This is a genomic window from Musicola paradisiaca NCPPB 2511 (genome assembly GCF_000400505.1).
Taxonomy (GTDB): Bacteria; Pseudomonadota; Gammaproteobacteria; order Enterobacterales; family Enterobacteriaceae; genus Musicola; species Musicola paradisiaca.
The window spans coordinates 538,341-560,996 of the sequence record NZ_CM001857.1 but is presented as its reverse complement, the minus strand read 5'-3'; the positions used below and the strand labels follow the sequence as shown (position 1 = coordinate 560,996).

Annotated in this window: 21 protein-coding genes; 3 read left to right on the top strand and 18 right to left on the bottom strand. The window is 58.1% G+C overall.

Annotated features, from left to right (window positions below; all coding sequences use genetic code 11):
- Window positions 1–136 precede the first annotated feature (136 nt).
- Window positions 137–1,711 (bottom strand): nif-specific transcriptional activator NifA, encoded by a 1,575-nt coding sequence (gene nifA, locus DPA2511_RS02645; RefSeq protein WP_012764142.1) that lies wholly within the window; start codon window positions 1,709–1,711, stop codon window positions 137–139.
- Window positions 1,708–3,195: a nitrogen fixation negative regulator NifL gene (gene nifL / locus DPA2511_RS02640; protein WP_012764141.1), complete on the bottom strand. Its 1,488-nt coding sequence runs from the start codon at window positions 3,193–3,195 to the stop codon at window positions 1,708–1,710. Before nifL ends, nifA begins: the two co-directional genes overlap by 4 nt.
- Before the next feature lie 379 nt (window positions 3,196–3,574).
- Between nifL and DPA2511_RS02635 the strand changes: the two genes are divergently transcribed.
- Together DPA2511_RS02635 and DPA2511_RS02630 are read left to right on the top strand one after the other, a co-directional pair.
- Entirely contained in the window at window positions 3,575–4,105 is a 531-nt protein-coding gene (locus DPA2511_RS02635) for a flavodoxin (RefSeq protein ID WP_012764140.1), read from the top strand.
- A gap of 115 nt (window positions 4,106–4,220) precedes the next feature.
- Window positions 4,221–4,637 carry a GNAT family N-acetyltransferase gene (locus tag DPA2511_RS02630; protein ID WP_012764139.1) on the top strand — a complete coding sequence of 139 codons (417 nt, stop codon included), beginning with the start codon at window positions 4,221–4,223 and terminating at the stop codon, window positions 4,635–4,637.
- Window positions 4,638–4,740: 103 nt separating this feature from the next.
- Here the strand turns inward: DPA2511_RS02630 and nifM are convergent, their stop codons facing one another.
- The 12 genes from nifM to nifE all read right to left on the bottom strand — a co-directional run bounded on the left by nifM (window position 4,741) and on the right by nifE (window position 16,409).
- Window positions 4,741–5,580: a nitrogen fixation protein NifM gene (nifM, locus tag DPA2511_RS02625; protein WP_012764138.1), complete on the bottom strand. Its 840-nt coding sequence runs from the start codon at window positions 5,578–5,580 to the stop codon at window positions 4,741–4,743.
- Window positions 5,577–6,017 (bottom strand): nitrogen fixation protein NifZ, encoded by a 441-nt coding sequence (locus DPA2511_RS02620; protein ID WP_012764137.1) that lies wholly within the window; start codon window positions 6,015–6,017, stop codon window positions 5,577–5,579. Before DPA2511_RS02620 ends, nifM begins: the two co-directional genes overlap by 4 nt.
- Window positions 6,014–6,271, bottom strand: coding sequence for a nitrogenase-stabilizing/protective protein NifW (locus DPA2511_RS02615; protein WP_012764136.1), 258 nt, complete (start codon window positions 6,269–6,271; stop codon window positions 6,014–6,016). Before DPA2511_RS02615 ends, DPA2511_RS02620 begins: the two co-directional genes overlap by 4 nt.
- 3 nt (window positions 6,272–6,274) lie before the next feature.
- Window positions 6,275–7,420: a homocitrate synthase gene (gene nifV, locus DPA2511_RS02610; protein ID WP_012764135.1), complete on the bottom strand. Its 1,146-nt coding sequence runs from the start codon at window positions 7,418–7,420 to the stop codon at window positions 6,275–6,277.
- 12 nt (window positions 7,421–7,432) lie between these two features.
- Window positions 7,433–8,641 carry a cysteine desulfurase NifS gene (gene nifS, locus DPA2511_RS02605; protein ID WP_012764134.1) on the bottom strand — a complete coding sequence of 403 codons (1,209 nt, stop codon included), beginning with the start codon at window positions 8,639–8,641 and terminating at the stop codon, window positions 7,433–7,435.
- Between the two features lie 39 nt (window positions 8,642–8,680).
- Window positions 8,681–9,514 (bottom strand): Fe-S cluster assembly protein NifU, encoded by an 834-nt coding sequence (gene nifU, locus DPA2511_RS02600; protein WP_012764133.1) that lies wholly within the window; start codon window positions 9,512–9,514, stop codon window positions 8,681–8,683.
- Between the two features lie 1,141 nt (window positions 9,515–10,655).
- Window positions 10,656–11,219 (bottom strand): hypothetical protein, encoded by a 564-nt coding sequence (locus DPA2511_RS02595; protein ID WP_012764132.1) that lies wholly within the window; start codon window positions 11,217–11,219, stop codon window positions 10,656–10,658.
- Window positions 11,220–11,261: 42 nt separating this feature from the next.
- Window positions 11,262–11,804 (bottom strand): ComF family protein, encoded by a 543-nt coding sequence (locus tag DPA2511_RS20940; protein WP_012764131.1) that lies wholly within the window; start codon window positions 11,802–11,804, stop codon window positions 11,262–11,264.
- Window positions 11,805–12,125: 321 nt separating this feature from the next.
- On the bottom strand, window positions 12,126–12,803 hold the full coding sequence (locus DPA2511_RS02585) for a hypothetical protein (protein ID WP_012764130.1): 678 nt from the start codon (window positions 12,801–12,803) through the stop codon (window positions 12,126–12,128).
- Between the two features lie 376 nt (window positions 12,804–13,179).
- Window positions 13,180–13,647: a NifB/NifX family molybdenum-iron cluster-binding protein gene (locus tag DPA2511_RS02580; protein WP_012764129.1), complete on the bottom strand. Its 468-nt coding sequence runs from the start codon at window positions 13,645–13,647 to the stop codon at window positions 13,180–13,182.
- Window positions 13,634–15,019, bottom strand: coding sequence for a nitrogenase iron-molybdenum cofactor biosynthesis protein NifN (nifN, locus tag DPA2511_RS02575; RefSeq protein ID WP_012764128.1), 1,386 nt, complete (start codon window positions 15,017–15,019; stop codon window positions 13,634–13,636). Before nifN ends, DPA2511_RS02580 begins: the two co-directional genes overlap by 14 nt.
- A 16-nt stretch (window positions 15,020–15,035) precedes the next feature.
- Complete coding sequence (nifE, locus tag DPA2511_RS02570) at window positions 15,036–16,409, bottom strand: nitrogenase iron-molybdenum cofactor biosynthesis protein NifE (protein WP_012764127.1); 1,374 nt, start codon at window positions 16,407–16,409, stop codon at window positions 15,036–15,038.
- A gap of 376 nt (window positions 16,410–16,785) precedes the next feature.
- On the opposite strand from nifE, the gene DPA2511_RS02565 reads away from it, so the two are divergent.
- Window positions 16,786–18,378: a methyl-accepting chemotaxis protein gene (locus DPA2511_RS02565; protein WP_012764126.1), complete on the top strand. Its 1,593-nt coding sequence runs from the start codon at window positions 16,786–16,788 to the stop codon at window positions 18,376–18,378.
- Window positions 18,379–18,416: 38 nt separating this feature from the next.
- Here DPA2511_RS02565 and DPA2511_RS02560 read toward each other — a convergent pair whose 3' ends face one another.
- The 4 genes from DPA2511_RS02560 to nifD all read right to left on the bottom strand — a co-directional run bounded on the left by DPA2511_RS02560 (window position 18,417) and on the right by nifD (window position 22,616).
- The gene (locus DPA2511_RS02560) at window positions 18,417–19,079 is read right to left on the bottom strand and encodes a NifB/NifX family molybdenum-iron cluster-binding protein (RefSeq protein WP_012764125.1); all 663 of its coding nucleotides are present in this window, start codon (window positions 19,077–19,079) and stop codon (window positions 18,417–18,419) included.
- 13 nt (window positions 19,080–19,092) lie between these two features.
- Window positions 19,093–19,311 (bottom strand): putative nitrogen fixation protein NifT, encoded by a 219-nt coding sequence (nifT, locus tag DPA2511_RS02555; RefSeq protein WP_012764124.1) that lies wholly within the window; start codon window positions 19,309–19,311, stop codon window positions 19,093–19,095.
- Between the two features lie 217 nt (window positions 19,312–19,528).
- Window positions 19,529–21,097, bottom strand: a complete 1,569-nt coding sequence (gene nifK, locus DPA2511_RS02550) for a nitrogenase molybdenum-iron protein subunit beta (protein ID WP_012764123.1) — start codon at window positions 21,095–21,097, stop codon at window positions 19,529–19,531.
- A 70-nt stretch (window positions 21,098–21,167) separates the two neighbouring features.
- A complete protein-coding gene (gene nifD, locus DPA2511_RS02545; RefSeq protein ID WP_012764122.1) occupies window positions 21,168–22,616 on the bottom strand; it encodes a nitrogenase molybdenum-iron protein alpha chain in 1,449 nt (482 codons plus the stop codon).
- Window positions 22,617–22,656: the final 40 nt, after the last annotated feature.

Genomic DNA, 22,656 nt, shown 5'->3' with positions numbered 1-22,656 from the left:
CATTGCGGCATTGGCGCGACAATGTGTCATATATCACAATCCTGACCATCACGCTGCTCGCGTTTATGGCTGCAACGACGCTCACAGCGCGTAGGCCGTAAACCCGGCAAAGGCGGCGCTCGCCGCCTTTGTCCGTCTACAGTCGGTGCACATTGATGTCCATAATCTGGATGCGATAGGCCACCTGACGCGGCGTCATCCCCAGCAAGCGGGCCGCTTTGGCCTGCACCCAGCCGGTTTTCTCCAGCGCGGCGATCAGCCGCTGGCGCTCATCCAGATTCTGATCGAGCCAGCCCTCTTCCTGAGACGGCGTCGGCACAACACTTTTGCTGATCTTCGGCGTCGTTTCATGGTGGTTGAACAGAATAACGTCGCGATCGATCAACCCACTTTCCGACATCACCGCCGAACGCTCCAGGCAGTTCTCCAGTTCCCGCACGTTGCCCGGCCAGTTGTAGCTCATCAGCATACGGATCGCGCCGTCGCTGATGCGCAGCTGCCGCCCCTGATGCAGGGCAATCTTGCGCACCAGAAAATGCGCCAGTTCGGCGATATCCTCCTGACGCTCCCGCAACGGCGGCAGCGATACCGGCATCACGTTCAGACGGTAATACAGGTCTTCCCGGAAATGACCGGCCCGCACTTCCTCTTCCAGATTACGGTTGGTGGCGGCCACAATGCGCACATCCACCCGGATGGTTTCGTCGCCGCCCACCCGTTCCATCTCGCCTTCCTGCAAAATCCGCAACAATTTAGCCTGAAACGACGCGCTGCTTTCGCCGATCTCATCCAGAAACAGCGTGCCGCCGTCCGCCAGTTCGAAACGCCCTTTACGCTGGCGCACCGCACCGGTGAACGCGCCCTTCTCATGCCCGAACAGTTCGCTTTCCAGCAGGTTATCCGGCAGGGCGGCGCAATTGAATTTCACGAACGGCGCGTCGGTGCGCGGTGAGTTGTAATGGATAGCGTTGGCCACCAGTTCCTTACCGGTACCGCTTTCTCCACGCACCAGCACGGTGGTATCCCAGCGCGAGACCTGGCGGATAATCTCCATGGTCTGGCGCATCGCCGGGCTCTTACCCACCATATTTTCGAAGCCGAACGGCCGCGGCATTTTGCAGGCGACAGGGCGCGCCGCCGGTACCGGCGTGTCCGCCTCGCGCCTGATCGGCTGCATCAGCCGTACCGTTTGCGCCACCAGATTGGCGACGGTTTCCAGAAAACGGGTGCACGACGGCAGACGCTCTTCGTAGCGCGCCATCGGCTGCGCCGCCAGCACGCCGATCGGATGAGGATCCAACCCCATCAGCGGCACGGCGATAAACGGCAGGTTGTAGTCATACAGGCCAAGGCGATCGAGAAAACGTTGATCGTCCGCCACCCGCGGCAACACCAGCGGCTGGCACTGCGCCATCACCGTACCCACCAGCCCTTCTCCCGGGCGATAACGAATCTGGCTGCCGCTGGCGGTCGCCTGTTCGTCTTCCGTATGCAGCGCCTCCACGGTCAGCGCGCCGCGCTGTTTGTCGTACAGGCAAATCATGCCGTGCTGCATAAAGGCGTCGTCATGCAAGACCCGCAATACCGCCTGCAACGCCTGACGCACCTCCGTCGAGCGGCCCAGGGCCGCGCTGATACGCTGCACTGCGGTAAATTGCTGAGACAAATCAAAACGCCATACGACTTTGCCCGCCTCGGGTAAATGGGTCATTTTGAGCCTCCTGTCAGTGATAAAAAGAGAGGGAAACGCAGGGTCAGACAGGTACCGCCGCCTGGGCGGGAGGTCAAATCGATCGCCCCTTGATGATGGGCAACCAGCGTCTGGATCAGACGCAGCTCCATCCCCTTGCCCGGCGTATGAAGCGCCGAAGGAGGCGCAACGTAACGCACCTGCGCCAGGGGAACGTTATCTTCCAGATAGAGCATCAGCCAGTCGTTCTCTTCCCGGACGTAAAGCTGAATATCCAGATGAAAAGGCTGAATCTCCGCCGCCAGCGACAGCGTGCGATCCAGCCACAAACTCAGGCAAGCCAGCACCTGCGTGCGCTGCCCGAAGCCCATCAGCTCCGGCTCGGCCATTTCGCAACACAGACGGTCGTTCGTCGTCAGGCGGGTGTGGTACAACGCCGACAAATCGTCCAACAGCGCCTGCATCGGCCAATACCCGGCGGCTTCGAATTCCAGCGACGGCCGGCACGCCTGCAGGCGCGCCACCGCCTCCTCGCCTTCCCGCCAGGCGGACTCCAGCGCCACATTGCTGCGATCCTCGCCGTTCAGCCGCCGCGCCGCCGCCAGCATATTGAGCGGGCAGTTAAGCTGGATCAGCGCCGCATCCAGCGATTCGCGGATCGCCGCCAGCAGTTTGCCGTTGGTCATCTGCTGCTTGAGGCGGTCGAGCCGCCCCTGCTGCTGTTGTTGCTGTAGCTCCGTGCAATCGGTAATGACGATCAGCGTGCGCGGCAGCGCGGCGTCGGTGAAATAGCGGCTGGCCTCTTCGCTGACGCCGGGCAGCGCCCAGTACCCCAGCGTTAACCAGCGCACCGCGCCGCGCATCATCACCGGCATCGGCAGGCCACCTTGCAACTGCGCCTTATTATTCGGGTAATCCAGCACCGCCAGCAGTTCCTTGCCGCCGCAGTCCGCGCACAGGGTTTTGTAGGCCAGGTTATCCATGATCACCTTGTCCTTGCCGTCCACCACCACCACCGCCGCCGGAATATTGTTGAGCACCGCGGTGATCAGCGTCATGTGATTACGCAACCGCTGCTCCAGCGCATAGCTGGCGCTGATGTCCTTGTGCATCGCCAGATAGTGCTCCAGCTCGCCGTGGGAATTGACGATCGGCGTAATGTCGATCTCCGCCAAATAAAGGCTGCCGTCGCGACGGCGGTTGATCAGCTGCCCGCGCCAGGCTCGCCCCGACAGCAGCATCTGCCACATCTCCTGATAGACCTCGACCGGCGTCTGCTGGCTGGCGAGGATACGGTGATTCTGCCCCAGCAGCTGCGGCAGGTTATACCCGGTCAGGCGGCAGAACGCCGGATTGGTATAAACGATGCGCGCCTGGGGATCGGTCAGCGAGATCGCCACGGAGGACTGCTCCACCACGGTGGAAAACAGCGACGGATGCTGACGCGATAAGTGGCTGGCAATCTCTCCCAGCGGAAACGACTCCGTCATCAGATTCATGGTCATTCAGGTGGCTCCCCACAAAACAGCGACTGTTCTGTCGGATTCGCGACAATTTGTGCCACGCCGCCGACAGCCATTCCGGCCATCCGCCGGTGGGAAATAACCATGCAAACACTACACCTTTTATTGTTTAACCCGATTAAACATTGATCCTGATCCCTGTTTTAGCCCCAAAATCGTCAACACCCCTGTCACACCGGCGATCGCGAAACGTTTCCTTCGTGGATGGCGCACAAAAAAAGCACAGCGATAGTGCAATTCCGCGCCATGACTGTGCAAAGAATCAGCAAAAAAAACTGGCATGGCATTCGCAATAATTCCGTTAGGCGCCTTCTCTCATGAGGCGGCGATGTCCTTTTTTATGGGTTGTCAGGAGTGTGTTATGGCGAACATTGGTATTTTCTTTGGCACCGATACGGGCAAGACCCGCAAGATCGCCAAAATGATCCATCAAAAACTGGGAGACATGGCGGACGCGCCGGTCAACATCAATCGCACGACGCTGGAGGCCTTTTTGTCCTATCCGGTGTTATTGCTGGGTACCCCTACGCTGGGCGACGGTCAGTTGCCGGGGTTCGAAGCCGGTTGCGAGAGCGAATCCTGGCAGGAGTTCATGGATACGCTGGCCAGCGCCGATCTCGGCGACAAAACCGTGGCGCTGTTCGGGCTGGGAGACCAGAGAGGCTACCCGGACAATTTCGCCAGCGGTCTGAAACCCCTGTACGACGTAGTCACCGACTGCGGCGCCAGGGTCATCGGCGCCTGGCCCAACAGCGGTTATGAGTTCAATACCTCCGCCGCACTGGTGGATGACCAGTTCGTCGGTCTGGTGCTGGATCAGGACAATCAGTTCGATCTGACGGAAGAACGGGTGGAGAACTGGCTGGCGCAGATCAAACCGGCCATTGTGTAAACCGCTGCCCCGTCCCCGGGCTGGCTGGGGACGGGGTTGCGCACATCTTTCCCGCCCGCCGTTTTTTGGTCATAGTCATGGCACCGATAATATTCCCCCTTGTACGGAGACGCCCATGACGACCGCAATCCGCACCATCACCATCGACGACTGCCTGTGGCTGCGCCACAAGATACTCTGGCCGCAGCATGAACCCTCTTACTCCCGGGTCGAAGGCGACGAGCAGGCGCAGCACTACGGCGCCTATCGGGATGACACGCTGGTGAGTTGCCTCTCGGTATTTGAAGTGAGTGATGGCGTCTGCCAGATCAGAAAATTCGCCACCGACCATGATGACCAGCGGCAGGGCTACGGCAGCCTGCTGATGGCACATGTCCTGGAAAGCGTGAGAGAACGGGGGATCCGCCGCGTAACGCTCAACGCCCGGCTGAGCGCCAGCCCGTTCTATGCCCGTTTCGGTTTTGCCGCCGCCGGCCCGGTCACGCTGAAAGCCGACATCGAATACGTGGTGATGCAGGTGACGCTGGCCTGAGGCGGTTCCCGCCGCGATGTGCGACGTGTCGCACGGCCAATCCCCGCCATTTTTTTGCCCACCGCCGCGGGTTTCCGCGACCGGGACGGGACGCAGCCCAGGCTTATTCCGGTGCCGGCGTCTCGCCGCCGACCGGGCTTTCATCCGCCAGCAGCGTCGCCAGCCACTGTCGCTGTTGCTGCCGTTGACGCTGGCGCAACAGATAATCACTGACTTTCGGCAGGGCTTCGCTTTCCGGCAACGGCGCTTCCGGGCGGATCGCCTCGCACCACAACAGATGCCAGCCGATTTCCGTTTCGACAGGCTCGCTCACCTGCCCTTCCCGCAGCATAAACAGGCTTTGCTCCAGTTCGCTGAACAGCAGACCCCGGCTCACCCAGCCCAACAACCCGCCTTCCAGCGCGCTGGGGCAATGTGAATAGCGACGCGCCAACCGCTCAAACTGCGCCGGTTCGCGGCACAATGTGCGATGGAAACCCCGGATCTGCGCCCGCACCAGCGCCGCCGTCCGCTCATCCTCCGCCGTCAGCAGCAGATGGTGGGTCAGCCGCTGTTCCGGCCGCAGGAAACGATCGGCATGCTGCCGGTACCAGAGCGCCACGTCCTGCCCGGTAGGTGCGGCCGCCTGGGCCGCCACCCAGGTCAGTTGCAGTTCCATCAGGGCGTGATGACGAATCACCGCCTGCCGCTCCTCAGGCGCAAAACCGGCCTGCGCCAGCGGCTCCGCCAATTGCTGCTCAATCAGTTGCAACACATCATCGGTCACTGTCAGCGACTGGCACAGCGCCGCCTCGACCACCGCCTGCTCCAGCCGACACTGCCGCGCCAGCTGACGCTGAAAGTCGTCCTGATGCTGCGGCGGCAAAGCGTCCGGCACGCAGTGAAAGCGCGCCTGCGCCAGACGAAAACGGCTGAAACGCCGCCAGGCGGACGCCGCCATCATGCGTCCTCCGCCAGGGCCAGCGCCGAGGCCGGCACCTGAAACCAGCGCTCGCCGAACATCACCGTGTAACAATCCCCCTGCGGCCCTTGCCCGGTGGCCTGGATCTGACCGCTTTGCCCGGCGTCGACCACCACCTCGCCCGCAATCGACAGCGCGTGGGCGCTGTAAATCCAGTCGCCATACTGAAAATCTCCCGCCGACCAGGGGGCATCGGCGGCGATCAACTCCTGCTCGCGGCAGCCCACGGTGCGGTCGGTGTCCAGAAAATGCACCTGATAGATCACCTGATCCTGCAAAAAGACGCCCCACTCCCGCACATAACCGACGCTGCCGCGCCGCACCAGCAAATCGCCGCGCCGCATCCCGGCCATGGTGCCGTCGTTGCGGATCGTCCGCACCACCCGCACTGCAGCGCCGAAGTTGAAACGCGGCCTCATGACGCCGCCTCCGCCGTCAGGCTACGATAGCTTTCCGCCAGCAGGCGCCGCGCCAGTTGCCAATCGGCGTTGGTATCGCACTCCAGGCTGTTACGCAGCGGCACCGCAGTACGCAAACGACGGTGGAACTCGCTCAACACCGGCAGGCAGCGGGCGCTGAGCGTCGCCGGATCGTAAGGGACGGAAAAAAAGGTGAAAAACGCTTCGGCGGAATCCAGACTGCTCACGCCGGGCAGGCGATAGAACCACTCCATACCTTATCCCCCCTGACAACGCAGCGTATCGCTGCCGTACAAATCCTGGTAAATCGCCACCAGCTCGTAGTCGCGCGGGTTGCGTTTCCAATGCTCCGCAAACCGCCGTACCGCCATCAGCAACATATCGGTCTGCGGCGCGTCCAGCAGATAACCCAACTGGGCGAAAATCCCCCCCACCGCCTGCCGCCCCGAATGTTTGCCCAGTACCAACCGGAAATCCCGCCCCATCAACGCCGGATCGATGCCCTGATAACTGCTGCGGTCTTGCAACAGCGCCGCCACATGCACGCCGGACTCGTGGGTAAACACCTGATCCCCCACCAGCGGCTGCTGTATATCGATAGCGCGCTGCGCCGCCTGCGCCACCTGTCGGCACAGATCGGGCAACCGCTCGAAGCGGATGCCGCACTCCTTGCCCAGACAGCGTTGCAGCGCCAGCGCCACGGTTTCCAGCGCGGCATTGCCCGCCCGTTCTCCCAGACCGAGCACCGTGGTATTGACATGCGTCGCGCCGGCGCGCACCGCCGCCAGCGTGTTGGCGGTCGCCAGCCCCAAATCGTTATGGGCGTGCATCTCAATCTCGCCCGACCAATACTGGCGCAGCGTGCTGATGCGTTCGAAGGTGGCGAAAGGGTCGAGCAAGCCGATGGTATCGGCGAAACGCAGCCGCTCCGCCCCCGCCGCGCCGGCAGCTTCCGCCAACTGCCGCAGGGTATCGTCCTGCGCGCGGGAGGCATCCTCGCACCCGATACACACCCGCATGCCGCGCTCACGCGCCAGCGCGATCAGCGCCGAGAGCCTCGGCAGCAGCGCCGCCAGCGGCTGGTGCAGTTTCTGCTGGCGCAACCGATCGGAGGCCGGGATGGAGATATCCACCCAGTCCATGCCCAGATCGGCGCTTTGGCGAATCTCCAGTTCGTTCATGCGGCACCAGGTCATCATCACCGTGGCCGGCAGACGGCGCCGCACCACCGCAATGCGCGCACGCTCTTCGCCGCCCATCGCCGGGGTGCCGATCTCCAGCGCCGGGACGCCCGCTTCGGCCAGCGCTTCGGCAATCGCCAGTTTCTCGCTGGCGCGAAACGCCACCCCTGGGCTCTGCTCGCCGTCGCGCAGGGTGGTGTCATTGATGATTACGTCCACCATCGCCAGCCTCCGTCAGCCATACGTCGGGGTGAAGTCCGCGCCGGACGCCGCCAGCGGTTTCCCCTGCTGCCAGTAGGGCGACAAGGTACGCAAACGTGCGATGATCGGCGGCAACTGCGCGATCACATAATCGATTTCCTTCTCACGGGTATAACGGGACAACGAGAAACGGATACTGCCGTGCGCTGCGGTGTAGGGAATGTTCATCGCCCGCATCACATGGGACGGCTCCAGCGAGCCCGATGTGCAGGCGCTGCCGCTGGAGGCGGCGATGCCGGCATGATTCAGCAACAGCAGAATGGCCTCGCCTTCGATAAATTCGAACGCCATGTTGAGGGTGTTCGGCGTGCGCGGCTGGTTTCCTCCCATCACCATCACGCTGGGAATGGCCTGCTCCAGCCCGGCCTGTAACTTATCGCGCAACGTTGCCACCGATGCCGTCATCATCGGCAGATGCACCTCCGCCAGTTCGCAGGCGCTGCCCATGCCGACGATCCCGGCGATATTCTCGGTGCCGGCGCGGCGTCCGCGTTCCTGATGGCCGCCGCGCAGCAACGGCCGAAAGCGCGTACCACGCCGCAGATACAGACACCCGACCCCTTTCGGGCCGTGGATCTTGTGCGCCGAGCAGGAGAGCATGTCGATCTCGGTGGCGGACAGCACCACCGGGATCTTGCCCACCGCCTGTACCGCATCGCAGTGGAACAGCGCGCCATATTCATGCGCCAGCGCCGCCATCTCCCGTACCGGGAACTGCACCCCGGTTTCGTTATTGGCCCACATCACGCTGACCAGCGCGACGCGGTCGCTCAGCAATTGACGGTACTGCGCCAGATCCAGCTCGCCTTCCGGCGAGACCCTCAGACGATGGATAAGGTATCCCTGGCGTTCCAGATGTTCGCACACCGCCAGCGTAGCCGGGTGCTCGACGGCGGTGGTGATGATTTCGCGCCGTTCCGGCATCAGCTCCGTCGCCGAATGGATGGCGGTGGAGGTCGCCTCCGTGGCGCAGGAGGTGAAAATGATCTCGCTGTCGTAGCGGGCGCCAAGCAGGCTCGCCACCTGTTGCCGCGCCCGCTCCAGCGCACCGCGGCACGGCGTGCCGAAATCATGGATTGACGACGGGTTGCCGTAAAAATCGGTCAGGAAGGGGAGCATCGCCTCCAGCACCATCGGATCAAGGCGCGTGGTGGCGTTATTGTCCAGATAAACGTTTTTCATGTGCAGTGCCTCGTTGAAATTTTGATTTACAACAACAGTTTACGCCGCCACCACTTCCATATAACGCCCGGTGCGTTCCACCAGTTTCTGCTGTAGCCAGGCCAGCGTCATATCGGTCATCATGCAGCCGCTACAACTGCCCGACAGGCTGACCGTCACCTGATGGCCGCTGACATTGAGCAACGACATATCGCCGCCGTCGGCCTGAATATGCGGGCGCAGTTCCGCTACCGCTTCCGCCACCAGTTGCCATTGCGGATCCCGCACGGCGATCGTGGCCGCGACAGCATCGGGCTGTGACGCCTGTTCGCTGAGGATCGCCGCCAGCGCCAGTTCGATCTTTTCATGGCAGGCGGTACAACCACCGCCCGCCTTGGTGTAATGAATCACGTCCTGCAACGTAGTGAGCCCGTTGGTCAGCACCGCACGACGAATCTGGCCTTCGTCCACCGCAAAACATTTGCAGATCAGCGCGCCTTCCTCGTGATCGTCCTCCAACGATTCGCCGCGGTAGTGGGCAATCGCCGCCCGCAGCGCCTCCTGCCCCATCACCGAACAGTGCATTTTTTCCGGCGGCAGGCCGTCGAGGTAATCGGCAATTTGTTGGTTAGTCACCTGTCCGGCCTCACTCAATGTGCGGCCGATGATCAGTTCCGTCAGTGCCGAGGAAGACGCAATGGCGCTGCCGCAACCGAAGGTCTGAAAACCTGCATCCAGAATCGTTTCCGTCGTCGGATCGACGCGCAGCATCAACCGCAGAGCATCGCCGCAGCTCAGCGAACCCACATCGCCCACCGCGTTCGCCTCCTCCACCACTTTGGCATTGCGGGGATTAAAAAAATGGTCTTTCACTTTCTCGGAATAATTCCACATCGTCGTCTGCTCCCTACGGTCTGGGCGAAAGCGCCGGCACACGAGCCATCCTGACCGGCAGGCATCCCGATACTGGCCGAAACGGCCTGAACCGACGTGCCGCACTGCGCCGCGCACATTTCATGAACTGGATTAACATGACAGAGCAAATGTGATGCCAGTCACATGAAAGACGAAAATTCAAGGAGATAGCCCACAGCCGTGGGGAAAAAACTGCGACGAATGTCGCGGTTTATGTCGGATTTGTCAGAGAGGTGACATTTGTCGGATAACGACTCGCGGCAGCATGAAGGCCCGGCGCGATCACCTCGGCGCGATAACAATACGGCCCCGGTTTGGTGTGCGTTGAGAGACAACGGGAGAAACGTGGACGCCGCCCGGCAACACTTGGCGACGTCAGGAAGGTATTTGGTGTATCCGTAGATTAATGATCTCAGACTTAATTATTTGCCAAGAAAATAATCACATCGGATAGTTTGGTTTGAGCGAGGGGGGATATTGTACTTGGGTTGGATATTGCATTTCGGGGTTTCACACTGGCTGATTGACTTGGCCCAGAGGCAGAAAAATTCACTACAGTCTCCAGTGAAAACCGCTGCGAACAGAATTTACCGAACGGTCACAAAACACGTAAAAAAAACGCCTTACGGCGGCTTACATTTTTTAAGCAGTATTTCCGGTTTCTAACCTGCAAACATCGTGTTCTGACATCCAGTTGTCTGTTGCTTCAGTATTTCTACCGGATTCATCAAACACAATAATTTCAAAAGCTAGTGATTGACTCGCTCGGCATTCAACAGCCTTCAGTAAGTCAGAACTGGGAAATAGTAATAAATATACGGCTCTAGGCAAGTAATTTCTCTTTATTGTCGTGGGGGAATGTAAACTTATATTCTGCCCGTGCACACGTATGACATTATTTAAATTGAGTTTATTAATAACGTTTTTTTCAAATATACGCTCCAATATTTGATCGCAATTAGATTTATTGTTAACACATAAGCATACTTCACAATTATGGTGTTTAGCTCTGTCAATCGCATATTTTACAATGCTTTTATGTAGTTCACGGTTAAGCTCAGAAAACTCTTGTTGTAATATGACGCGGTCAGTTATGATTGCCTCGTTGCTTTTATTTAAATTAAGACACAGCAAACATATTCATTTGATGATTTTTCAAAGATGCTAATTTTTCACTTATTTTTATTTTTTCTTCTGCTTTTGAATAAGCAGCAGCAGACATGTTTTTGATAAGGATCTCAATATCGTCTGGTGATTTAATAATCACAAATTCTTTTTTCTTGTTAATAAAAACCACTGAATACTTTTTACGGGCAAGCAGCTCTATAACATTACTTAGTGTACCTGTACTTTTTGCATCCCAAACCATCAGGCCACAATCGGCTTTGTCCGCCATCTGAATATCCTTGGCAGTGAAGAATGCACGAGTGCCGCGAGGATGATCAGTTTTGACAAAGTTAACAGGCCAGGAACCCAGGTTATTACGGGGCTTAGGCGAGCTACTGAATACCGTAGTCGTACGACATCCCATCTGCAACAGCTCCTGCTGTACAGATGAATCCACTCCGTTCGCATCGCCAACAACAACATTAAATTTCTGATCCACAATCTTCTTTAACCGTTCAACGATGAGCGGATCAAGCTCCTTGATGGTTATTGAGCCAGCAACGAAGATCGTCGTCATGTTTCTCTCCAAGTAAGTGCTGCAACGTAGATGTTATTAACTTTATTTATAGCCGCGTAGCACTGCACAAGCAGCCTCCATTGATGCGCCAGTGTGGAAAAGGTCATCTATCACTAAAACGTTCCATCGGCCTTCATTAGAGATAACAGGGCTTACAGAAAAACTGTCACCAATAGCATCAACTTTTTCCTGCTTGGTATGCAGATTTTTGAGTGAAACACCTCCGGGGGCCTTTAACAGAAGATTGTCAAAGCAGGGGACACCGGCTAATTGTGCCAACGCCCGAGCAACCTCTGTGACAGGCTGTCGTACCCTAACGTTCGAGGCTGCCATGGGAAGAATGAACCCGACTTTTTGAAACAGTGGATAAGCTTCATCATAAAGGCACTGAGCCAGTGGCTGAACCTGATTCCAGTCAGATCTATACTTAAGCTGATAAACAGCTTCACCAACATCAGTACGCGTAGTGTCATAGATGTTGTGACCCCACTGATTTTGCCCTGTTAACACACTGTACCTACTGTGTTTATCCAGTACGACACCACGATCCCAGTTACCCGTGATATCTTTAATATTCACTTCCATCGGCGTTTCCTTCGCTTGTTACAAGATATAAATGAAGATACGCCGATTAAAAATACTCTTAAAGAGAGGCAGGGCTACGTACATCTCATTTCGGTAGAATGGGCATTTACCGAGTGCTTCACTATTAAGGTAATCAGGAATTATTAACACCCGTTCCTAGCACAAATCCATCTATCAAATTAAGTATGCCCGAACCACAGACATATCAGAACCAGCCTAAACCGATACACCGCCAAATTCCCCCCATTGCTGGAACCAACCTCTTTTTCCCTGATGAAAGCAGTCATCATTAATCGGAATCAATATAAAAAACCGGGCAACTTAATATAATATTTTCAATATATTCAACATCGATTCAGGAAACAGCAATTCTTTGACTCTTATAATTAATGAGCTTTCCAGTTCTCTGGAGTCAATTTTTTCTTTTACCTCACGCCGGTGGTCAAAGATAAAGCCTTTAACAAAGCCGGGAATCGCCGCATTATTAATATTCGCCAGAAAACTTTCAAAATACTCATCTTCTTCACGGTCTTTTTCATAACGGCACCCCAGCTGGCTGAGTTTAAGCAGCACAGCGACCCGGGTGGCCATGTCAAAAATTAAAAGCGATTTCAGCAAGATATTTTCTTTCGGTGACGGGCAAGGCAGCCCATCGCGATTCAACACGCATTCAGGCGTCATGAGCCTGACATTATTCTCGACGATATTGCTGTGGGTGCTGATATCAAACCCCCGATGGGTAATGGCGTAATGCAGCTCCCGAAAATAATACAAACTGTCATCACCCAAATTACGCATGATGTATTTTATTTCCCGGCTAATACTCTCGTCCATTTCATCCATGTAATCGATTAAGGAAAATAACGATTCAAGATAGACGCCGTGATAGAACTTTAATCGCTTCAGCTCAACCGGCGGCGGCGCCGTCACAATCTTTTCCAGGAAACCGTTAATCTTCGTCATATTCCATTCAATGGAGTGCAGAATCTCATCTTTCATAAACACAATGCCTTGAAATGCAATTAGTAAAGAAAGGTGCTTCGGCGCGCTAGCCTGCTCACTTTCTTGAGGTCACTGACAAGGAAAACCCCGTCCTGGCCATCACCGTTGTGCAATACGAAGACTGCTGGGTACAGATCCACGCTTCGTCCCACCCGCGCATTGGCCGCAAAAGTAAAAGGCCCCAATACGCGAATAAAAAATAGAGGGATGCATGGTTTAAAAGGATAGTGTATCGCGCCAACGGCGCAAGGCTTGTGCAGAATTTCACGGTGTTTTTGAGAGAGATACCCTCATAAGGCATAACAATCGGGTCGGATAGGACGGACACCGTAAAAGGCCGGCAGCCCCGGCCGCCCCGCAATACTCGTCATCTTTACAACCGGTCATCCCCCTCGCTCCACTCCCGTTCAGCGATCAAGCGAGCGAAGCGATCCGGGTCGCGCTGGCGACGCACGACCCGTTGCTCAGTGTCGGCCCAGAATTGCTGGATCTGCTGCAACAACAGGGCGATCGGCGTATCTACCGGTACCCGCACCGCCCGCACCCCCACCTGCAATAGCTGACGAAAGACCGTGTCGCCAATCGCCACGCAGTAAAGGGTGACGCAATCCTCCAGCGCGTCGATGCGACAGGCGAGTTTGTCCTCCTGATGGCCGTACTGCACGTTGAAATCCACCACATGCAGCAGTGTGACTTCATGTTGTTTGACGCCGTAGATCACCAGCCGCGGCGTGGCGCCGAAATGCTGGTCGACATGGTGATAGTCCGAGCTGGCGAACGCGACCTTCATCGACCATACCGCCGAACTGATGGTGCTGAGATGGCGATTAACATGCGGCATCGTTCACCTCCGGCGCGGACTGCGGCGCAAAACGCTGGCGCAGCGGCGAATGGTACGCCGCCATGTGGTGATGGCGCTCTTGCATCAGGTTCGCCAGTTCAAACAAGGTATCCCGTATGCCGGCATACCCTTGACGCGGGCGTCGGAACTCGCCCAGCCGATCGAAGATGGGAAATCCGGCGCGAATCAACGGTATGCCGAACTGCTCGGCCAGATCCGCCGCGTGGGAATTGGACACCAGCAGATCGGCGGGCGTCACGCACAACCGATCCTGCATATCCTCCAGATCGCCGATCAAGACCTCATCCACCGGCAGGGTCAACAACCCCGGCTGGCTCACCGGCGCCACCACCGGGCCAGGCAGCAAGCCCTGGCTAAGCGCGAAATCACACCAGGCAACCAGCAGATCGCCCTCTGCCGCCAGCGCCAACCGCGCGCCCTGCACCCACATGTGGCAGTCGATCATCGCGTCCTGCAATTGGCCGCGCTGGCGCTCGATCCACGCGGGCACATCGCGCCCGGCCAGTTGCTGCAAATGATGGATCAGGCGGTCGACCATCTCCAGCGTCATCAGATGCGGCAGGTTGAGCGCCAGCCCACGGCTGCGCATCGCCATCAGGCTGGCGGCGCGGCTGAAAGAAGCGCCGATGCAAATGGTGCTAAGGCTTTGCCCCATCTGCTCGATACTGCGCAACGCGCTGCCGCCTTGAGTGACGGGATGAAAATCGCCGCTGGCCAGATGGCCGTCCAGCGACTGCGACAGATCCGGCAGGATCACCGGTTGTAGCCCGAAGGCTTCTACATAGCTGCGGATCAGCTCCACATCACCGGGGTTCAGCAAATGGCTGAGCAGCAGGTTAACCCGTCGGTTACGCATCCCGGCCGGCGGCTTCTCCGGCACCCACTGCTGGATCACGCTTTCCACCACCGCGCTGAAACCGTTTTCCAGCGATCCATAAAAATCCGGCGTGTTCACCGTCAAGATCGCCACCGTTCGGAAGCGCGGATAATCCTCACGAAATTGTTTCACCGCCCGCGATAAGTCGCTGCCCTGTGCTTCCGACAAGCCGGTGCTCATCAACACAATGGCTTTCGGCGCATTGCGCTGGCACAGCGTGGCGAGCGCGGTGAAAATATTGTCGTCTGATCCCATCACCGTGGTGGTCGGATCCATCGCGGTGGATTGCAGCGGGATCGGATCATGGAAATGCTGAATGAAAAACACCTTGGCAAACGCGCTGCACCCCTGCGCGCCGTGCACCAGCGGAATGCTCTGTTCAATCCCCTGGCTGGCCAGAATCGCCCCCAGCGGCTGGCCGCTCTTGATGGGGCTGGTCGCCAGCGGTTTTTTACTGCGAATAACCTGAGCCATAGCCTCTCTCCTTACCTTACTGCCACGGAGCGCGTTGATGGGTTTGCGCCCAAATCGGGCTTTCCAACGTTAAGCAGATCTGCTGCGCCAGGGTGACTATGCCGCGATAACCGGCGAAGGCGTGTTCCCGCTCCTGATTAATATCCAGAAACGGCAGCCGCGCCTTGTAGGCGGTGTACATGTTGCGACCGCCGGCGATCATCATGTCCGCGCCGTAGCGGTAGGCCACGTCCAGCAACGTGCGGGCGTTGCCCTCATCCAGCATGATGGCGTCGTCCCCCATCAGTTCGCGGATGCGCTGTTTATCTTCTTCGGTGGATTTACGGGTGCCGGTCGCCACCACCGTCATGCCCAAATCCTGTAGAGCGGAAACCACCGACCAGGACTTCACGCCGCCGGTATACAACAGCGCCTTGCGGCCGCGCAGCCGTTCGCGATACGGCGCCAGCGCCCGTTCGGCGGCAGCTTCCTCGCGGGCGATCACCTGTTCGGTGCGTTGCATCAAGTCATCGTCGTCGAGCAGCGCCGCCAGTTGGCGCAACGCCTCCGACATGGCGCGCACGCCATAGAAGCTGCCCTCAAACCAGGGCGTGCCGTAACGCTGTTCCAGCGCGCGGGCGACGTTGATCAGCGCCCGGGAGCACACCAGCATATTGGCCTGCGCCCGGTGCATGGTCTGGATTTCAGCAAAGCGGCCGTCGCCGGACAGGCTGCCCAACACCCGGATCCCCAGCTCGTCCAGCAACGGCTGAACGTGCCAGAACTCGCCCGCGATGTTGAACTCCCCAATCAGACCAATATCGTGGCGATGCGTCGGCGCGAACGGCGTATCGTCCGGCCAGGGCGCCGGCTCGCGGCTACCGATCACCTGCTTGACCATCACCTCGCCCGCCAGCCGGTTGCCGAGGTTCTTACTGCCGTAAAACCCCGCCGCGTCCACCGCGATCACCGGCACGCCGGCCGCAACCGACGCCGCGCGGCAGACAGCATCGATATCATCGCCTTCCATCGCCGGCACGCAGGTGTTGTAGATAAACACCGCCGCCGGATGGTAACGGCTGACGATATGCCGCACCGCATGGAACAGCCGTCGTTCGCCGCGCCCCATGATCACATCCTGTTCGTTCAGATCGGTGGTGAACCCCAACCGATTGATTGTCGGCCCCGAACTCTGGCTACCACGGTTATCCCAGGAGCTGCCCGTGCAACCAATCGGCCCGTGCACCAGATGCGCCACGTCCGCTAACGGCAACAGTGTGATCTGCGCGCCGTCAAAGGCGCAGCCGCCGGCGGTGGCGCCGGGTTTGGGCGCGCTGCATCCTGATTTCTGTTTATGGTTATGCTCGCAGGCAGGCTCGTCGAGCAGCGCCAGAATCTCATTCCCCTTCATGTCATCCCCGTCCAGTCAGTTGACCTGAACAGAGAAATGCAAATCGCGGGCCACCAGTTATTGATTGATTTTTAAGGGAATAGACATGTCAGCTTTACGACAAACCCGACAATGACAGGGGACACGTCGCGCAGCATTCGTCACAGAGTGAGCACGATTTAGCCGGTTGGCTCTGCGTTATTGTTAACCTATATCAACAATCACCGTCGGCAAAAACATTAGGCTGTGCCCCAATCGGGCGTAAAATGCCACGTCTGACTGAAATTCATCGTTTAAGTGATTTTTTGCTTTGCCGAACAAGATCCACCGCACTCATCGGATGGAAGGAACCATAACGGCAGGCAGGGACAATGCAACCATCCAAAGGAGAATAAGGATGTTAGAGAAAATTAAAATAAAAAACGGGCTTTATAGCGTCATTAGCGTATTCGTAGTGCTATTACTGTCTATTTGCGCCTTTAGCCTGTATTCATCTGCGCAAAGCAATATTTCCATCATCAAAGTGAATGACATCGAAGGCCGGCAAGTCATTCCGTTGTATTCAGCCTATTCGGAAATGTTGAACGCCCGGCTGGCGGGTATCAATGTGGCGCTGGCGATCACCGAGAAAAAAGACAACGCCACGGTTCAGGCGGGCCTGGAACGGCTGAACGGTTACATCGCGTCCGCCAACGCCACTATGGCCGAACTGCGCCACATCAAAGCAGTCACCCCCGAAGGTCAGGCGCTCCGTGACGAGATTGACGCCACGTTCAATGACTATATGAACAACGCCGTCGCGCCGATGCAGGCCACGCTGCGCGAACGCAACGTCGATCAGTTTTACAACCGGCTGGTGCCGGACGCACTGGAAAAAGGGGCGACCTTCCGCCTGAAGCTCAACCAGTTCGTGAACGTCGCCAAAAATGTCGGCAGTGAAGAGATCAACCATGCCGAGGCTTTCTACCGTTACACGGTGAAGATCCTCATCACCGCACTGATGATCGTCGTGCTGTTAAGCCTGTTCACGCTGAAATTCATCCGCACCGTGGTGATAAGCCCAATGCAGCAGGTCAGAACCTATTTCGGCATGATGGAACACGGCGTGCTGACGCTGGATATTCCGCCGCAGCACAATACCGAGATGGGCAGGCTGATGGCGTCGCTGAAAGACATGCAGCAGGCGTTTCGCAACATCGTGCTGAATGTCAGGGATTCCTCCAGCTCGGTGGCGGCCGGCGCTGAACAGATTTCCGCCGCCAACAAGGATTTCGCCGCCCGCACCGAAGCACAGGCGGCATCGGTAGAACAAACCGCCGCCAGCATGGAGCAGATCACCGTTTCGGTACAGGAAAACACCGCCAATACCGGCCGGGCCATGACGCTGACGGCCTCGGTGGCGGAGTTGGCAGAAAAGAATGCCAGCAACTTCGGCCAGTTGACCGACCGTATTCGCCACATCGCCGACAGTTCCAACAAGATCAACGACATCATCAGTATCATGGACAGCATCGCCTTCCAGACCAATATTCTGGCGCTGAACGCGGCGGTGGAAGCCGCCCGCGCCGGCGAGGCGGGCAAAGGTTTCGCCGTGGTGGCGTCCGAAGTGCGTAACCTGGCGCAGCGCAGCGCGGGGTCTGCCCGTGAAATCAAGGAATTGATTGAAAAAACCGCGTCGGAGATCGCACAGGGAGAGAAAGTCGCCAGCCTGTCGATTCAGGACATGGCGCAATTGACGGATCAAATCAAAAAAGTGAATGAATTCATGGTGGATATCTCGATGGCCACCAGCGAACAAGCCAAAGGGATCGAGCAGGTGCATACCGCCATCACCCTGCTGGAACAAGCCTCTCAACAAAACGCCGCGTTGGTGGAAGAATCCGCATCGGCCAGCGCTTCGTTGCACGAGCAGGCGAAAAATCTGGACGACACCATGACGTTCTTCAACCTCAACGACAATAACTCGCTGGCTATCGCCGCGCCGCGTTGATCACGGTCATCCCGCCGACCGGCGGGATGATAACCCCCTTAAAACACCCGGTCTTCCAGCGGATTGCCTTTTTCCAGCCGTTTCGCCAGCCACGGCGGCAGGCGATCCGCCAGCATCGCCTGCAGGGCGTCGCGCTGCGACTGGATGGTGGTGCCCGGCGCCACTTTCATCGGATGGATATTGTGGCGGATGATACGCGCCGCCGCCGGCCCGCCGATCGCTTCGCAAAACAGCAGATGGCAGCCGTTCAACAGCGCCGCCCGCACCTCATTGCCCTCCTGATCGCCGGGCTCGGCCGGATAACGACGCAAATCGCACAGCCAGGAACCCACCTCGTCAAACCCATAAATAAAAAACAGGCGGCACTGGCCGAAGTGGCCATTGATGGTGATGCCGTCCTGCGATGAGAATGCCGCCAGCAATTGCGGCTGCCGACCCGGCGGCGTCGCCACCGTCAGGTGTTCCGGCAGGTTGCCGCGCAGATACGCCAGCACCTGCTGCCAGCGGCTGCGGGTCATATTCTCCGGCGCGACCGGGAAACGCGCCGCCAACACCGGTTGTGTAAACGACGCCAGCCGCGCCAGATCCAGTGTTTCGCCGTTATCCTGGCTCAGCCAGTTCAGCAGTTGCGGCGGCGACAATTCCGGCAAACATTGAATCAACGCGAACAGTCGCCAGAACAGGACATCATCGTCAGACATGTTCATTTCTCCTTTATCCGAGCTCAGAGCGCGTCGCCCGCAGGCTGACCGGGAACACGGGCTTCGCCTCCTGGGGATTGATGTAGTAACACTTCCCCCCTTCCAGCGCGACCCGGCCGCCCCAGCGCTCCGGCTGGTCGAACTCCACATCGGTTACTTTCGCTTCCAGATCCAGCTTGGCGATATAGCAGTACAGTTGCGCATTGCGCTCACGAAAAATCACCACCGGCATCGTTTTCTCCTTAGCGGCCAGGACGGCCCGTACCCGCAGGTCATCGCACTTGCGACGCCATGACCGACGGCGCCGGATCCCGGCCTGAAAATGTCTTCGTTTCCCCCGGCTGGCGTCGTGTCCGCCCGTCGCAGCAACAATACGCAGGGAGAGAAACGCTCCCCTGCGCACGTCGGCAGGCCATCGGCATAGATGGCGCAGGCCGGGGCCTTCGGCATTAACGAATCAGATCGAAGTTGTAATCGGTCTTGCCCAACTTCATGGTGTCGTGATCCAGTTTTTCCAGTACCGCATTCACCAACGTGGTGAGGATCGCCATCGCGCCTTCATAGCCCCAGGTGGTCTGGCGATGCAGATGGTGACGGTCAAACAACGGGAACCCGAGCCGGATCAGCGGCACTTCAAACTGCTCGCCCTTCGCCAGCGTATCGCGCTGGATGAACTTGCCGTAGGAGTTGCCGATCATGAAATCCGGTTTGTTGGTGAACATCAGCGAACGGAAGTGCCACAGATCGCAGTTGATATACACCTCGCTGTCCTGCCCGTAAGGCGAGGCATCGAGCATTTTCTTCATCGCCTTCTGCCAGCGCTTGTTGCCGTTGTGGCACAGGATCACCGTAGGTTCGCAGCCCAGTTCCAGCAGGAATTGGGTCAACCCCATGACGAAATCCGGATCGCCGTACAAACCAAAACGCTTGCCGTGCAGCCAGGTGTGGGAGTCGAGCATCATGTCCACCAGCCGGCCGCGCTCCAGCGTCAAGACATCCGGGATCGGTTTGCCGGTCAGCTCGCTGACGGTCATCAGCAGTTGGTCGGTAGCCGCCAGCCCCATCGGCACCGGCACGTCGGTCGCGGGCTGTTGCCACGCATCCTGCACCACTTTTTTGGTTTTGATCAGGTGCCACGGCTGCAACAGCAACGTGTCGATGGCGTTCGGCGCCTCGCGCATCGCCTGCTGAGACGTGCCGCCGGCGTACATGCGGTAGTGGCCGTCGGCCGGGGTATCCAGCACCTCGGACGGATCGGACAACAGACTGACCGGCACCTCCATCTGCGCCATCATCCGTTTAATCACCCGATAGTTACCGAGATAGGTTTCAAACCCTGTAACCAGATTCAGCCGTTGCAGGCTGCCGGGCTGGTAATGGTTGTCCCCGCCGCCAGTGAAGGTGCGGGCGAAGCCTTCGAACATGTTGTCCCAGCCGGTGGTGTGGCTGCCGATAAAACTGGGCGTGTGGGCATAAGGGATCGGCATCTCTGCATCCACAAAACCGTCTTTCTTGGCGTTGGCGATAAATGCCTGCAAGTCGTCGCCGATCACTTCCGCCATACAGGTGGTGGAAACGGCGATCACCTCGGGCTTATACAGCGCGCTGGCGTTCTGTAACCCGCTGTTCATATTGTTATTACCACCGAATACCGCGGCGTCTTCCGTCATGGAATCCGATACGCAGGCGACCGGCTCCTTAAAGTGACGGTTGAAATAGGTACGGAAATACGCCACGCACCCTTGCGAGCCGTGCACATACGGCAAGGTATTGGCAAACCCGAGCGCGCAAAGCACCGCGCCCAACGGCTGACAGGCTTTGGCCGGGTCAATGGTCAGCGCTTCGCGCTTGAAATTCAGTTCTTTGTACTCTTCGGTGGTGGTCCACTCGAAGACCTCGCGCACGCGCTGCTCGTCGTGGGCTTCTTCCATTCCGCGTTTGTTGCGAAACAGCGTCTGGTATTCATCCTGCTCGAACAAGGGGAAGCAGGGTTCGGTTTTCTCAGCGGTTTGACTCATGGTGTTCTCCTCCCGCGCCACTAATCGGTGAACTAACGGGATATCAGGCGGGTGTTATTAACAATCATCATCAGGCGGACTTCAGCCACGGGGCGGTTAATTCGCTCCAACTGGGATTGTTAAGCGTCATATCCATATCGCGGGCGAAAATGGCAAAGCCGTCATAGCCGTGATACGGGCCGGAGTAATCCCAGGAGTGCATCTGGCGAAACGGCACCCCCATTTTCTGGAAGATGTACTTTTCCTTGATGCCGGAACCGATCAGATCCGGTTTCAGCGCCTTAACGAACGCTTCCAGTTCATAACTGCTGACGTCGTCGAACAGCAGCGTGCCGTCCTTCAGCTCCGGCAGCGTGCGGTCGTAATCGTCGTTGTGGCCGAATTCATAACCGGTACCGATGATCTCCATGCCGAGATCCTCATACGCGCCGATGATATGGCGCGGCCGCAGCCCGCCGAGGTACAGCAGTACCTTGCGACCTTCCAGTCGGGGGCGGTATTTGGCGATCACCGCATCGGTTTGCGCCTGATAGCGGGCGATCACCGCCTCGGCGTTTTTCTGGATGGTTTCATCGAATTGCGCGGCGATTTTGCGCAGCGACTCGGCAATTTTGGTCGGGCCGAAGAAGTTGTACTCCATCCAGGGAATGCCGTGCTTTTCCTCCATATGGCGCGAGATGTAGTTCATCGAACGGTAGCAGTGCACCAGATTCAGCTTCACATTTGGGGTGTTTTCCATCTCCACCAGCGTGCCGTCGCCGGACCACTGCGCCACCACCCGCAGCCCCATCTCTTCGAGCAGGATGCGTGAAGCCCAGGCGTCGCCGCCGATGTTGTAGTCGCCGATGATCGCCACGTCATAAGGGGTGGATTCGAACGGTTTACCGTCGCGGTTATCCAGCACCCAGTCACGGATCACGTCGTTGGCGATGTGGTGCCCCAGCGATTGGGACACGCCGCGAAACCCTTCGCAGCGCACCGGCACCACCGGTTTGCCGATAGCTTTACGGCTACTATTGGCCACCGCTTCGATGTCGTCGCCGATCAACCCCACCGGACACTCCGACTGGATCGAGATACCTTTGGTGAGCGGAAACAGCTGCTCCAGTTCCTCAATCAACTTAGTGAGCTTTTTGTCGCCGCCGAACACAATGTCCTTCTCCTGGAAATCCGAGGTGAAGTTCAGGGTGCCGAAGCTGTTGATACCGCTCAGGCCGGTGTAGTAGTTGCGTCGTCCGGCACGGGAATACTGCCCGCAGCCGATCGGCCCGTGGGAGATGTGCGCCATATCCTTGATCGGGCCGAACACCACGCCTTTGGAACCGGCGTAGGCACAGCCGCGCACGGTCATCACCCCCGGCTGGGATTTGCGGTTGGAAACGATGCATTTCCCCACGCTCTCCATCGACTCTTCTGTCACCATCACATGTTTTTTGCGCTCTTTGCGCGTCTTCTCGGGGAAGACTTCCAGCACTTCCTGGATAAGCGCCTGATTGCGTTCACGAGTTGCGTTTGTCATTCCTGCTGTCCTTCATGCTTCGCCAGACGTCCGCGCGCGG

What these genes read in the sequence shown, in the direction of transcription:
- nifT (WP_012764124.1), bottom strand. Translation starts at nt 19,311, where the DNA reads ATGCCGGTGGTGATTTTTCGTGAGCGCAATGCGCAACTGTACTGCTAT.
- nifL (WP_012764141.1), bottom strand. Translation starts at nt 3,195, where the DNA reads ATGACCATGAATCTGATGACGGAGTCGTTTCCGCTGGGAGAGATTGCC.
- DPA2511_RS02630 (WP_012764139.1), top strand. Translation starts at nt 4,221, where the DNA reads ATGACGACCGCAATCCGCACCATCACCATCGACGACTGCCTGTGGCTG.
- DPA2511_RS02565 (WP_012764126.1), top strand. Translation starts at nt 16,786, where the DNA reads ATGTTAGAGAAAATTAAAATAAAAAACGGGCTTTATAGCGTCATTAGC.
- DPA2511_RS02580 (WP_012764129.1), bottom strand. Translation starts at nt 13,647, where the DNA reads ATGCCGCATGTTAATCGCCATCTCAGCACCATCAGTTCGGCGGTATGG.
- DPA2511_RS02595 (WP_012764132.1), bottom strand. Translation starts at nt 11,219, where the DNA reads ATGACGACGATCTTCGTTGCTGGCTCAATAACCATCAAGGAGCTTGAT.
- DPA2511_RS02585 (WP_012764130.1), bottom strand. Translation starts at nt 12,803, where the DNA reads ATGAAAGATGAGATTCTGCACTCCATTGAATGGAATATGACGAAGATT.
- nifS (WP_012764134.1), bottom strand. Translation starts at nt 8,641, where the DNA reads ATGAAAAACGTTTATCTGGACAATAACGCCACCACGCGCCTTGATCCG.
- DPA2511_RS02620 (WP_012764137.1), bottom strand. Translation starts at nt 6,017, where the DNA reads ATGAGGCCGCGTTTCAACTTCGGCGCTGCAGTGCGGGTGGTGCGGACG.
- DPA2511_RS02560 (WP_012764125.1), bottom strand. Translation starts at nt 19,079, where the DNA reads ATGTCTGACGATGATGTCCTGTTCTGGCGACTGTTCGCGTTGATTCAA.
- nifA (WP_012764142.1), bottom strand. Translation starts at nt 1,711, where the DNA reads ATGACCCATTTACCCGAGGCGGGCAAAGTCGTATGGCGTTTTGATTTG.
- DPA2511_RS02635 (WP_012764140.1), top strand. Translation starts at nt 3,575, where the DNA reads ATGGCGAACATTGGTATTTTCTTTGGCACCGATACGGGCAAGACCCGC.
- DPA2511_RS02615 (WP_012764136.1), bottom strand. Translation starts at nt 6,271, where the DNA reads ATGGAGTGGTTCTATCGCCTGCCCGGCGTGAGCAGTCTGGATTCCGCC.
- nifU (WP_012764133.1), bottom strand. Translation starts at nt 9,514, where the DNA reads ATGTGGAATTATTCCGAGAAAGTGAAAGACCATTTTTTTAATCCCCGC.
- nifK (WP_012764123.1), bottom strand. Translation starts at nt 21,097, where the DNA reads ATGAGTCAAACCGCTGAGAAAACCGAACCCTGCTTCCCCTTGTTCGAG.
- nifE (WP_012764127.1), bottom strand. Translation starts at nt 16,409, where the DNA reads ATGAAGGGGAATGAGATTCTGGCGCTGCTCGACGAGCCTGCCTGCGAG.
- nifD (WP_012764122.1), bottom strand. Translation starts at nt 22,616, where the DNA reads ATGACAAACGCAACTCGTGAACGCAATCAGGCGCTTATCCAGGAAGTG.
- nifV (WP_012764135.1), bottom strand. Translation starts at nt 7,420, where the DNA reads ATGGTGGACGTAATCATCAATGACACCACCCTGCGCGACGGCGAGCAG.
- nifM (WP_012764138.1), bottom strand. Translation starts at nt 5,580, where the DNA reads ATGATGGCGGCGTCCGCCTGGCGGCGTTTCAGCCGTTTTCGTCTGGCG.
- nifN (WP_012764128.1), bottom strand. Translation starts at nt 15,019, where the DNA reads ATGGCTCAGGTTATTCGCAGTAAAAAACCGCTGGCGACCAGCCCCATC.
- DPA2511_RS20940 (WP_012764131.1), bottom strand. Translation starts at nt 11,804, where the DNA reads ATGGAAGTGAATATTAAAGATATCACGGGTAACTGGGATCGTGGTGTC.